Source organism: Chryseobacterium sp. BLS98 (genome assembly GCF_001045445.1).
Lineage (GTDB): Bacteria > Bacteroidota > Bacteroidia > Flavobacteriales > Weeksellaceae > Chryseobacterium.
In genome coordinates, this window is the sequence record NZ_LFNF01000003.1 from 1 (window position 1) to 13023 (window position 13023).

Sequence of the window (13023 nt, forward strand, 5' to 3'; positions counted from 1 at the left end):
AAAGTCTCATACAACTTGTTTGTGTGAGACTTTTTTTGTTATATACATCACTTTACTTTAATTCACTTTACTCCAGGGACACATCCATCGCGATACTATATTCAAACAAATGATCATTGATGAATGATGAATGAATAGTAAGTTATACATGATACGGGTAATCTGTGTAATTTTCCCTAATCCCTAATCCCTAATCCCTAATCCCTAATCCCCTATCTTTGCAATAAGCAATAATCCACAAAACTCAGAGTTGTGATTTTCCTTATTCTATCTTGAAAATAATTAAGATTATTTCTATTCATAAAAATTAAAATAGATTAAATCTCTTAAAGGTCTTTTATTTATGTTGTAACTTTATTTTATGAAAGAGCATATTGTGAGAGGGTTCAGATTTGAAACTTATAAAGCGCCGGAATTATCTGTATTTGATCGGTTGCTGGAAATTTTTACAGATTTGCTGACCCATACCTCAGGAGATTTTGATGAAGCAATCGACTGGCTTCGAATGTTGGACGAAGAATACCAATTGACTACTCCGGAATATACAATTGATGATTTTATTGAAGACCTTAAAAAGAAAGGATATATCCGTGAAGAAGTTGATCCTAATGGTGGGAACGGAATTCGGCTGAGTGCAAAAATGGAGCAGAATATCCGTAAACAAGCGCTTAATCAAATATTCGGGAATCTTGGAAAAAGTGGAAATGGAAATCATAAAACTAATAAAAGCGGAACAGGAGAAGATACAACAGGGGAATTTCGTAATTATAACTTTGGAGATCCGGTAGAGAAAATTTCTATTACCGAAAGTCTTAAAAATGCCCAGATCAATAATGGGATCGGAGATTTTCATCTTACTGAAGATGACTTAATTGTTGAAGATAGTATTCACCAATCTCAGATGAGCACGGTTTTGATGATCGACATCAGTCACAGTATGATTTTGTATGGTGAAGACCGTATCACTCCGGCCAAAAAAGTGGCAATGGCACTTGCAGAATTAATTACAACACGTTATCCGAAAGATACTTTGGATATCATTGTTTTTGGAGACGACGCATGGCCTGTTAAAATTCAGGATCTGCCTTACTTACAGGTTGGCCCGTATCACACAAATACGGTTGCCGGACTTCAGCTGGCGATGGATATTTTGCGCAGAAAAAGAAATACCAATAAACAGATTTTCATGATTACCGATGGAAAGCCAAGTTGTGTACGTCAGGCTGATGGTACCTATTACATGAATTCTTTCGGTCTTGATGAATACGTTGTTCAGAAATGTTATAATATGGCGTCTCAGGCCAGAAGGCTGCACATTCCTATTACGACTTTTATGATTGCGCAGGATCCTTATCTGCAGCAATTTGTAAGTGAATTTACCCAAGCCAACCAAGGGAAAGCATTTTATACGGGACTCAACGGATTAGGTAACATGATTTTTGAAGATTATGAATCTAATCGTAAGAAAAGAATTCGCTAAAAATTCATTCTCAACAAAAAATATAATTCAAAAAGTAATCAATCAGATTTTAAATAAAATGACTGAAAAGCCAACTATAAAAACATTAGGCTCATTAAGAGCATCAGAATACAAATCAAAAAATATTAAAGACGAATTAAGAGATAACTTAAAAGCTAAAATTCGTAATAAAGAGTCTGTATTTGAAGGAATTTTCGGATATGAAAATACGGTTATTCCTCAATTGGAGCACGCCATTTTAAGCCGCCATAATATTAATTTATTAGGATTAAGGGGTCAGGCAAAAACCAGACTGGCAAGAATGATGACGTCTTTACTGGATGAATGGATTCCTTTTATTGCAGGAAGTGAAATTAATGATGATCCGCTCAATCCAATTTCACGTTATGCTAAAGAATTAATCGAAAAAGAAGGTGATAATACTCCGATAGAATGGCTTCACCGTGATGAAAGGTTTTTTGAAAAGCTGGCGACTCCGGATGTTACGGTTGCCGATCTTATTGGGGATGTAGATCCCATTAAAGCTGCTAATCTTAAACTTTCTTATGCAGACGACCGTGTGATCCATTTTGGAATGATTCCGCGTGCGAACCGCTGTATTTTTGTTATCAATGAATTGCCGGATCTTCAGGCGAGAATCCAGGTTTCTCTGTTTAATATTTTGCAGGAAGGAGATGTGCAGATTCGTGGATTTAAAGTGAGAATGCCTTTGAATATCCAGTTTGTTTTCACAGCGAATCCTGAGGATTATACGAACAGAGGAAGTATTGTAACTCCGCTGAAAGACCGTATCGGGTCGCAGATTTTGACCCATTATCCTGAAAATATCAATATTGCAAGAGAAATTACCAGGTACGAATCCAGCTTAGACAGTCGTCAGAAAAATGGAGTATATGTTCCTTCTTTGGCCAAAGATCTTTTGGAACAGATCGGTTTTGAAGCTCGTGAAAGTGAATATGTAGATTCAAAAAGCGGAGTGAGTGCCCGTATGAGTATCACTGCTTTTGAAAATTTATTGAGTACTGCAGAACGCAGATCTTTGTTAACAGGTGATGAAACAACAACTGTAAGATTAGGCGATTTTGTGGGTGTTATCCCGGCGATTACAGGAAAAGTAGAATTGGTATATGAAGGAGAGCAGGAAGGTGCAGAAGCGGTTGCTCAATTGTTGATTGATAATGCAATCAGAACTTTATTTACATCTTATTTCCCAAAAGTAGAAAAGCTGGAGAAAAAAAATATTGACGGACCGTTCAGCCAGATTACGGATTGGTTTCTGGAAGACGACGGCTCTTTGGAAATTACGGATGAATCTTCGGATGAAGTCTATGCAAAATCTCTTAACAGAATTAAACCTCTTGACCAAATCATTGAAAAATATCAGCCGGATACGCTGCCGGAAGATATTTTATTCTTGAAAGAGTTTATTCTTTGGGGACTGGCAGTTAATAAAAAGCTCAATAAAGAGAGATTCAGAACAGGAGTGTTCTTTTCTTAGAATTAAATTTATGTGAAGCTATTTCCCGCTTTCCGCACTCGCTATTTTCTATTTTTGGGTTGCGGCGGCAAAGCCGCCGCAACCCAAAAATAGAAAATGAGCTCAAACAATTGCTGCAATCGGGGCTAGGTGCAATCAATATTTATAAATATTAAAGAATAAAGAACTTTAAAAAATTACAATATTTCTAAAAGCTTAAAACAAAAAAAGATGTGGAATTCGTTTTCCACATCTTTTTATATTTTAAGGGTAACCAAAATTATCAAACCTGGATAACTCCCAGATTGAATTTTTCAGTAATAGGAGAATGATTGGCAGCTTCAATCCCCATAGAAATCCATTTTCTTGTATCTGTAGGATTGATGATAGCATCTGTCCAAAGTCTTGCAGCAGCATAAGTAGCTTCAGTTTGCTTCTGATATCTTTTTGTAATGGTATCTAAGATTTCATTGTGTTCTTCTTCAGAGATTTCTTTACCTTGCTTTTTCAAAGTAGATTCCTGGATTTGAACCAAAACTTTTGCTGCTTGTGATCCACCCATTACAGCAAGATCCGCCCATGGCCACGCTACAATTAATCTTGGATCGTAAGCTTTACCACACATGGCATAATTTCCGGCTCCATAAGAGTTTCCAGTAATAATCGTGAATTTAGGAACTACAGAATTTGAAACGGCATTCACCATTTTAGCTCCGTCTTTAATAATACCGCCATGCTCGGATTTTGAACCTACCATAAATCCTGTAACGTCCTGAAGGAATATTAAAGGAATCTTTCTCTGGTTACAGTTGGCAATGAATCTCGTTGACTTATCAGCAGAATCTGAGTAAATGACTCCTCCAAACTGCATTTCACCTTTTCCGCTTTTCACAAGCTTTCTCTGGTTCGCTACAATTCCTACAGACCATCCGTCAATTCTTGCTGTAGCACAGATAATACTTTTTCCGTAATCAGGTTTATATTCTTCATATTCTGAATTGTCTACCAGGCATTTAATGATTTCATAGGTATCATACTGCTCTGCTCTTGAGACTGGAACAATCCCAAAAATATTGTCGGGATTTTCTTTTGGCGGAAAACTTTCTATTCTGTCAAATCCTGCTTTTTCAGTACTTCCGATAGACTTCATGATATTTTTGATTCTGTCCAGAGCATCTTTATCATCTTTAGCTTTATAATCAGTAACTCCTGAAATTGAGCAGTGTGTAGTAGCTCCGCCCAGCGTTTCATTATCAATACTTTCCCCGATAGCTGCTTTTACAAGATAGCTTCCGGCAAGGAATATAGAGCCGGTTTTGTCAACAATCATAGCTTCGTCACTCATGATAGGAAGGTAAGCACCTCCGGCAACACAACTACCCATAACCGCTGAGATCTGGATGATTCCCATAGAGCTCATCTTGGCATTATTTCTGAAAATTCTGCCGAAATGCTCTTTATCAGGGAAAATCTCATCCTGCATTGGAAGATAAACTCCTGCAGAATCTACCAGATAGATGATCGGAAGTTTATTCTCCATTGAAATTTCCTGTGCCCTTAGGTTCTTTTTTCCGGTAATGGGAAACCAGGCTCCGGCTTTTACAGAAGCATCATTGGCAACAACAATGCACTGCCTGCCCGAAACATAGCCCATTACGACTACCACTCCGCCGCTAGGGCAGCCTCCATGCTCTTCATACATTTCATAACCTGCAAATGCACCGATTTCTATAGAGTCTGAACCTTTATCAAGAAGATATTCAATTCTTTCTCTGGCTGTCATTTTTCCTTCATCACGAAGCTTTTGAAGCCTCTTTTCTCCGCCTCCTTTTTTTATTTCAGCAAGTAATTGATTGATATCAGATAATTTTAATCTATTTTGATCTTCCCGTTTATTAAATTCAAGGTCCATAAAATTTCAATTTTTTACGGCTAAAGATACTATTTTTATAATGAATGAAGATCGAAGTAAAACAAGTGTTTAATATATTGGTTCTCAGAAAATTGTGAAATTTTTAACAAAAAAATATTTTTAAATTACTGATATTTTTTCTAACTTTACTTCAGAGTAAAAGGGATCATATTCCCTGATAATTACTCTAAGTTCCTAGTTTATTTTTTTAATAGTTTATTATTTGAAGGCCCTGAACGTTGAACAAATTTTCAGGGTTTTTTATGTGCATTAGGTTCAGGTTAGGAGAAGAATTACTCAGAATAATATTTTCTGTATTCTATTATATTCAGATAAGAAGATGTGCCTTTATTTTTCCTGTATTTTTTATAAGGACTGAAGCCTAACTTTTCCGGAATTCTTCTGCTGGCTATATTTTCTTCATCAACGGGGTAGAAAATATATTGAAAGGTAAAATTATTTTCTAAAAATTCAATCAGACTGGTAATAATTTCAGTCCCTAATCCCATACCCTGCCTATCTTTTCTTAACCAAAGCCCAAGTTCTATAGACTCTCCCGATATATTATGAATTCCGCAGCAGCCTATAAATTTCTCATTTAGATCAAGAACGGCCATGACGAGATCGGTATTTTTTAAGAGAGATTCTTTGGATGAATTTACAAAATTCAGGACGTCATTCCTATCGCCTGTTGGATTGAAAGGCATGTACTTGGTAACTTCTGCTGTGAAAAATTCGTTAATATCATCAATGTACAGGTCTTCCACAGGCTTCAGTATCAACCGATCCGTTTTGATTCTAATATTTGTGTTTAATTTCATTAAGCAAATCTATAATTTTTCTTCATAATAAAGTTTTGTATCCCAATCCAATACAATTTTAATCTTGTTTAATACCTCAGAAAATATATCTTTTGTATTAATTTTTTAAATTAATTATAGAAAAAATATAAAAACAGGCCAAATAATTATTTGTTAAAGTAATATTTATATTTTTTTATGAGATTTATAAAACCCTATTTGTAAATTTGCCTGTTAAAAATTTACAGAAGTTAGGATATGCAAAAATTAGCGCTTTTCAGGCTGCATTTGATTGTTTTTTTATGGGGGTTCACTGCAATTTTGGGAAAGCTGATTCATGCCAATGCCCAGGTTCTTGTATTTTACAGAATGCTGTTTGCTGCTGTGTTTTTATTTGTCTTTATCAGGATTTATAAAAAGGAAAGTATTAAGGTGTCCAGGAAAATATTTTTTCAGCTTGCAGGAATAGGCTGTGCCATGGCGCTTCACTGGTACTGTTTTTTTTATTCGATCAAAGTATCCAATGTTTCGATAGCACTGAGCTGCCTGTCGCTTTCTACGCTGTTTGCATCCATATTGGAGCCTGTAATTTTTAAAAGAAAGATTGATATATCAGAAGTCGTGATGGGAGTGGTGATAGTTGCCTGTATATTACTAATCTTTAAAACCGAATTTCATTTCAAAGAAGGGATTATTTACGGAATACTCTGTGCGGTGTTCGGGACTGTTTTCTCTGTTTTTAATGGCAAAATGTTTGGTAAAACCAGCTCAGGAAACATTATATTCTATGAAATTTTCAGCGGATGGTTTGTTCTTGCCTTATTTTATATGTTTACAGGGCAGATTTTTCAGATGAATGAAATAAACTACAGAGATCTGGCGTTAATATGCTTATTGGCAAGCGTTTTTACTGCTTTTCCAATGCTGGAATCGGTGAAGCTGATGAAATATATTTCGCCTTTTACTCTAATTTTAACAGTTAATTTAGAACCTGTCTACGGAATTATACTAGCTTTTTTTATCTTTGGAGAATCAGAAGAAATGAGTCCTATATTTTATGTGGCTTCAGGCGTTATGATACTGGCAATCATTGCAAACGGATTAATGAAAGCCAGAAAACAAAAAAAACTTTAACTAAGCATCAAATTTATATGATGAAGAAATATTTTTTACTTGCATTTTCACTGCTGTTTGGGCTGTCTCAATCTCAGATCATAAGAAAATACTCCAATGAATTTTTAAATATCGGAGCCGGAGCGAGAGGGCTAGCCATGGGAGGGGCGGTAATTTCCAACCAGGATGATGTGTATTCCCCCATGTGGAACCCAGCCGGTTTAATGGCCATTGAGAAAGACTGGCAGGGAGCAGCAATGCACGCAGAATATTTCGAATCCATCGCGAAGTATGATTATCTGGCTTACGCAAAAGTGCTGGAAGAAGGAGTGTTTGGAGTTTCAATTGTAAGGTTGGGGGTAGATAATATCCTGAACACAACCCAAATGATTGATTCTGAAGGTAATATCGATTATGATAAAATTACAAAATTTTCCCAGTCAGATTATGCTGCTATTCTTTCCTATGCATTTAATCCTGCAGGGAATACTAAGCTTGATGTCGGAGTAAATGCTAAAATTGTTTACAGAAATGTCGGGAAATTCGCCAGTGGTTATGGGTTTGGTTTCGATATCGGAGCTATCTATAAAGCAGACAATGGGTGGAAATTCGGTGGAATGCTGCGTGATGCAACTACTACGGTAAACTTTTGGAGCATTAACCAGGGAGAACTTTCAACAGTGGTGAACGGTGAAGAATTTAACCCGGCACCAAAAGATAAAATGGAGCTTACAATGCCGAAACTGAATGTAGGGGCAAGTAAAATATTCAATATTAACAGCAGTATTTATGTATTGCCGGAAGCCGGTATCAATGTTGATTTTGCCAAAACAGCAGCCCTGATATCTACAGATTTTGCAAGTATTACTCCATATGCCGGTGCTGAGCTTGGGTATCAGAAAATGATCTTTGTACGGCTTGGGGTGAACAGGTTCCAGTCCATTACAGATATTGAGGACCTCAAAAGAAAAGTTTCTTTCCAGCCGAGTGCAGGTCTGGGGATAAGATACCGCGGACTTACACTGGATTACGCCATTACCAATTCAGGAATCGGGGGATCTAATTTCTATTCCAATTTTTTCTCTCTTAAACTGGATATGGGAGCGTTCAGAAATGATTAACTTTGAAACGTAATTTAAAAGCAATGAAAAAGATTTCCATACTTACATGTATACTCGCAGTAACAGCTGTTTTCGGGCAGAAAGTTTCAGATTATAAATATATTTCCATTCCTCAGACCTTTAAGGATTTTGAAAAAGAGTCCTATGGTCTGGATGGAGTTTTGATAAAAACCTTAAAAACTAAAGGTTATATAGCGATTCAGGAAGGAAAAGACCAATGGCCATCCGAAATTGATAAAAGCTCATGCAGTTTTGCAGTAGGCAATATCAATAATAAAAGTAGTTTTCTGAGAAACAAAGTAGAAGTTGAATTCAAAGACTGTAATGGAAAAGTATTATTTTCTTCAAAAGGAGATTCTAGTCTTAAAGAATATAAAGAAGGCTATCAGGATGCGCTTAACCGGTCTCTGGTTTCACTTCCCGTTTCAAATCCTGTAGCTAGTCTTCAGGTTACAAAATCTGAAAGCCCAAAAGAACAACAGGTCGTGAAAAAAACTGAAGAGACTTCATCTGTATCCGTTTCTGAAAATAAGTCCGGAAAATACACCAACGGTAAAGTAAACCTACAGAAAATCCAGGTGGATACCAATCAGTTTATCCTGGCAGACGGAGGAAGCTCTGTGCCATTTGCTGTTTTTAAAACCTCCTCCAAAAAGGATGTTTTTAGAGTAAAACTTTCGGACGGAAGCTATACCATCGGGTATTTCGAAAACGGAAATATTGTGATCGATATGCCACAATCCAATGGAGAATTTACCAAAGAAGTATTCTCATCAAAATAAGACATAATACAATAAACGAATATAATCCTTAATCCAAACTGAATTAAGGATTTTTTGTTTTTAATTACCGTTGAAATATTCATAAATAACGGCTGCCTTACTTTTCCCAAGAATCTCTTCCAAAGTCTCCATACTTGATTCTTTGATCCGTTTTACAGATTTCAGTTTGGAAAGCAGAAGTTCAATGGTTTTTTCTCCAACGCCGGGAATTTCTTCCAATTCAGATTTGATGGTAGAATTTTTTCGCCTTGTTCTGTGATGCCTTACCCCGAAACGGTGAGCTTCATCCCTTACTCTCTGCAGGATTTTTAAAGTTTCAGATTTTTTATCAAGATATAAAGGAATAGAATCTTCGGGAAAGAAAATTTCCTCAAGTCTTTTGGCGATCCCTACAATCGTGATTTTGCCATAGAGACCTAATAACTTTAAACTTTTTACGGCAGATGAAAGCTGCCCTTTTCCTCCGTCTATAAGGATCAGTTGCGGAAGATCTTCTCCTTCGTCCAGCATCCTCTTATAACGGCGGTAGATGACTTCCTCCATGGTTGCAAAGTCATTGGCTCCTTCCACTGTTTTCGGGTGGAAAATCCTGTAGTCAGCTTTACTTGGCTTACCGTCTTTAAAAACGACACAGGCGGATACAGGATTGGTTCCCTGGATATTCGAGTTATCGAAACCTTCAATATGTCTCGGCTCTACAGGCATCCGAAGAAGCTTCTGCATTTCGGACATGATTCTATTGGTATGCCTTTCCGGATCTACAATCTGTACCTGCTTCAATTTTTCTAAACGGTATTCCTTTGCGTTCTTCTCGGAAAGCTCCACGATTCTTTTTTTATCACCAACTTTCGGAACGATGAGCTTTACATTCGGAATCTCTACAGACAAATGGAACGGAAGCAATACTTCCTTGGAATCGGAACCGAACTTTTGCCGGATTTCGATTAAAGCTTCTTCCAGAATGTCTTCATCGGTTTCTTCAAGGATTTTTTTAATTTCTGTAGTAAAACTCTGGATGATATTTCCGTTCCTGATCTTGAAGAAATTGACGTAAGCCGCCGTTTCATCACTGGTCATTCCAAAAACATCCACATCATCAATATTAGGATTTACCACCGTATTCTTAGCCTGGTAATCTTCCAGGATATCCAGCCTTTCCTTAATGATCTGTGCCTCTTCAAACTTAAGATTGGAAGCCATTTTCATCATCTGATTCACCAGATACTCTTTTGCTTTCCGGAAATCCCCTTTGATAATTCCGCGGATAGCATCGATCTTTTCATCATAATCCTCCTTACTTTCCAGATCTTCACAGGGACCTTCACAGTTTTTAATATGATATTCAAGACAAACCTTATATTTTCCTTCTGCAATTTTTGAAGGTGCAAGATTAAGATTACAGGTTCTGAGCTTATAAATATGTTTAATGGTATCCAGTAAAATCTTTGCCGGGCGTACCTTAGCGTAAGGACCATAGTATTCGGAACCGTCTTTGATTACATTTCTGGTCAGGAATATTCTTGGAAAACTTTCATTTTTAATACAGATCCAAGGATAGGTCTTGTCATCCTTCAGCAATACATTGTAAAAAGGGCGGTGCTCCTTGATCAGGTTGTTTTCCAGTAAAAGGGCATCATATTCACTGTTTACGATGGTTGTTTCAAGGCGGGCAATCTTGCTCACCATTATTTTAATTCGGTAGCCCGGAAGGTTTTTATTGAAATAGGACAGGACCCTTTTCTTTAAATGTTTGGCTTTTCCTACATACAGTAATTGATCGTTTTTATCATAATAACGATAAACGCCAGGTTCCGATGGTAAAGTTTTGAGCTGTAATTCTAAAGAAGGATTCATATAACAAAATTACGGAATCCATCCGGGATTTAAAAGAACAAAAAAACTGCAGAATTTTCTGCAGTTTTAATGATATGGTTTAATATTTTATCCGTTGTTCATTGAAGTATATTCATTCACAAGAAAGCTGAAATAATCCCATTCAACAGAATTTTTAGGATATTTTTTCATGAATTCTGCATTGTCGCCAAACAGGAAATCATAATTATCTTCAAAATCATCCTTGTGAAGCCACATCACCTTATCTCCTTTCTTTACATAATAAGACTTGATAACGCCGCCACCAAGCTGTGGGGAACCCATTACGGAAAATCCGGTTGTTTCTTTAGCCCTCGGATCATGATAAACAGAAATGATATCACTAAACTCAGGATTGATAAGCTGCATCAGGAATTCTTTGTCATCTTTTTTGTTTTTCAGAGAAACGGTTTGGTTAACAAAGTGTATTCTTTCCCCGGTCGTATTCTTTGTCAGTTTTTTAGTTCCGAAATTTCTGATATTTCCCATGTATTTTCCAACTTTTGCAATTTTTTCTGCATTGGTAGGGTATACATACATTTCACGGATCTGGTCAGCATTGAAGACTTCACTTTTTTTCGTGATGCTGTCTTTCACAGAAACCTCATAGATCTGTCCTTTTTTTGTTTCAATCTTGCTGCAGAAACCTTTATGAGCAGTTCCGTCTTTTAAAATAATAGTTGATGTTTTCTTGGGAGATGGAGAATTAAAGCCTTCATTGAAGAGATACATTTCCATTTTTTTAATGTCTTCCTTAGTATATTTTACTTTCTGGGCGAAAGTAGCAGTACCTGCAAGACATAATGTAAGCAGTAAAGTTTTAAGTTTCATAAGTTATTGAGAATTGTTTTTAATTTCGGCAGTAAAAATAGCAAATTAATTTACTTATCGTTTATAAAAATGCAACACAGCGAAATTTAGCTTTTCCAATTATCGTTAAATGTGTAATTTTAAGAAAATTTTTAGAAATGATATACGGTGTAGATGTTTTCACTTTCCATGATGTTCTGGAAATCTGTAAAAAACCAGGTAAAGCCAAACTTAATAAAGCGGCCAAAGAACAGATCCTAAAATCTCAGAAAAATGTTCAGAAAATAGTAGAGTCCGATAGATGCGTCTATGGGATCAATACTGGTTTCGGACCTCTTTGTGATACCAAAATATCAGCTGACGAAACTGCCCAGCTGCAGTATAATCTTATTATTTCCCATGCAGTAGGAGTAGGAAAACCTATCCATAAAGAACTTTCCAAAATCATGATCATTGCAAAAGTTCATGCTTTATCAAAAGGATTTTCAGGAGTTTCCCTGGAAGTGATTGAAAGACTAATCCTGATGCTGGAAAAAGATATTATTCCTGTAGTGCCGGAGCAGGGTTCTGTAGGGGCATCCGGAGATCTTGCTCCTCTTGCCCATCTTGTGCTTCCATTGCTTGGACTGGGACAGGTTTGGGAAGGAGATCAGATTTACGAAACCATGGAAGTTCTGGACAGACATGGTCTTGAACCATTGGCATTAGGCCCTAAAGAAGGTTTGGGACTGATCAACGGAACCCAGTTTATTCTGGCTCATGCAATTAAAGGATTGGAAAAGTTTGAATACTTACTAAATCTTGCGGATATGACTGCTGCAATGAGCATTGAAGCTTACAGAGGTTCTGAAAGTCCGTTCAAAAAAGAACTTCACGATATAAGACCCTTCGAAGGTAGCAAGAAAGTAGCGGCCAGAATGGTTAAATTTTTAAAAGGCTCAGAAAATATGAAGGCCCATGAAGACTGTGAAAGGGTTCAGGATCCTTATTCCATGAGATGTGTTCCGCAGGTACACGGAGCCAGCAGAAATGCTTTTGAACACCTTAAAATGATGGCAGAAACAGAACTGAATTCTGTAACAGACAATCCAATCGTTCTAAGTGCTGAAGAATCTATTTCCGGAGGAAACTTCCACGGGCAGCTGATGGCTCTTCCATTGGATTATGCAACACTGGCAGCAGCAGAGCTTGGAAATATATCAGACAGAAGAAGCTATTTATTGCTGGAAGGAAAATACGGACTCCCAAGATTACTGACGGAAAGCTCAGGACTGAATTCAGGATTCATGATTCCGCAATATACTTCAGCTGCTTTGGTTACGGAAAATAAAACGCTGTGTTTCCCGGCTTCAGCAGATTCTATCCCTACAAGTCTGGGGCAGGAAGACCATGTTTCCATGGGAAGTATTTCCGGCAGGAAATTCAATCAGGTGTTGGGAAATCTTGTCAATATTTTAGCTGTGGAATTAATGTTTGCAGCACAGGGACTGGAATTCAGGAGACCTTCAAAATGCTCGAAGATCATCGAAGAAAACTATGCGATTATTCGTTCAAAAGTTAAAAAACTTGAAGATGACAGGCTGATAGGTAAAGATATGCTGGCCATTGCAGAGCTGATCAATGAAAGAAAATTTAATGTAGACGCTTAATCATTTA

At 37.0% G+C, this 13023-nt stretch carries 10 protein-coding genes; 6 read left to right on the forward strand and 4 right to left on the reverse strand.

The window, feature by feature from the left end:
- The first annotated feature begins 361 nt into the window (after positions 1–361).
- Both ACM40_RS11105 and ACM40_RS11110 read left to right on the forward strand, forming a co-directional pair.
- Positions 362–1480, forward strand: a complete 1119-nt coding sequence (locus ACM40_RS11105; protein WP_048502897.1) for a vWA domain-containing protein — start codon at positions 362–364, stop codon at positions 1478–1480.
- Between the two features lie 58 nt (positions 1481–1538).
- Complete coding sequence (locus ACM40_RS11110) at positions 1539–2978, forward strand: AAA family ATPase (protein ID WP_048503717.1); 1440 nt, start codon at positions 1539–1541, stop codon at positions 2976–2978.
- A 262-nt stretch (positions 2979–3240) separates the two neighbouring features.
- Here ACM40_RS11110 and ACM40_RS11115 read toward each other — a convergent pair whose 3' ends face one another.
- Both ACM40_RS11115 and ACM40_RS11120 read right to left on the reverse strand, forming a co-directional pair.
- Positions 3241–4869, reverse strand: coding sequence for an acyl-CoA carboxylase subunit beta (locus tag ACM40_RS11115; RefSeq protein WP_048502898.1), 1629 nt, complete (start codon positions 4867–4869; stop codon positions 3241–3243).
- A gap of 293 nt (positions 4870–5162) precedes the next feature.
- Positions 5163–5690, reverse strand: a complete 528-nt coding sequence (locus ACM40_RS11120) for a GNAT family N-acetyltransferase (protein ID WP_048502899.1) — start codon at positions 5688–5690, stop codon at positions 5163–5165.
- A 237-nt stretch (positions 5691–5927) separates the two neighbouring features.
- On the opposite strand from ACM40_RS11120, the gene ACM40_RS11125 reads away from it, so the two are divergent.
- The 3 genes from ACM40_RS11125 to ACM40_RS11135 are packed head-to-tail and all read left to right on the forward strand — an operon-like array spanning position 5928 to position 8685.
- Complete coding sequence (locus ACM40_RS11125; RefSeq protein WP_048502900.1) at positions 5928–6803, forward strand: DMT family transporter; 876 nt, start codon at positions 5928–5930, stop codon at positions 6801–6803.
- A 17-nt stretch (positions 6804–6820) separates the two neighbouring features.
- A complete protein-coding gene (locus ACM40_RS11130; RefSeq protein WP_048502901.1) occupies positions 6821–7903 on the forward strand; it encodes a PorV/PorQ family protein in 1083 nt (360 codons plus the stop codon).
- 23 nt (positions 7904–7926) lie between these two features.
- Positions 7927–8685, forward strand: a complete 759-nt coding sequence (locus tag ACM40_RS11135) for a hypothetical protein (RefSeq protein ID WP_048502902.1) — start codon at positions 7927–7929, stop codon at positions 8683–8685.
- A gap of 60 nt (positions 8686–8745) precedes the next feature.
- On the opposite strand, the gene uvrC is transcribed toward ACM40_RS11135, so the two are convergent.
- Together uvrC and ACM40_RS11145 are read right to left on the reverse strand one after the other, a co-directional pair.
- Positions 8746–10539, reverse strand: a complete 1794-nt coding sequence (uvrC, locus tag ACM40_RS11140) for an excinuclease ABC subunit UvrC (protein WP_048502903.1) — start codon at positions 10537–10539, stop codon at positions 8746–8748.
- Between the two features lie 87 nt (positions 10540–10626).
- On the reverse strand, positions 10627–11388 hold the full coding sequence (locus ACM40_RS11145) for a hypothetical protein (RefSeq protein ID WP_048502904.1): 762 nt from the start codon (positions 11386–11388) through the stop codon (positions 10627–10629).
- Positions 11389–11525: 137 nt separating this feature from the next.
- Between ACM40_RS11145 and hutH the strand changes: the two genes are divergently transcribed.
- Positions 11526–13016: a histidine ammonia-lyase gene (hutH, locus tag ACM40_RS11150; protein WP_048502905.1), complete on the forward strand. Its 1491-nt coding sequence runs from the start codon at positions 11526–11528 to the stop codon at positions 13014–13016.
- The last annotated feature ends 7 nt before the right edge of the window (positions 13017–13023 follow it).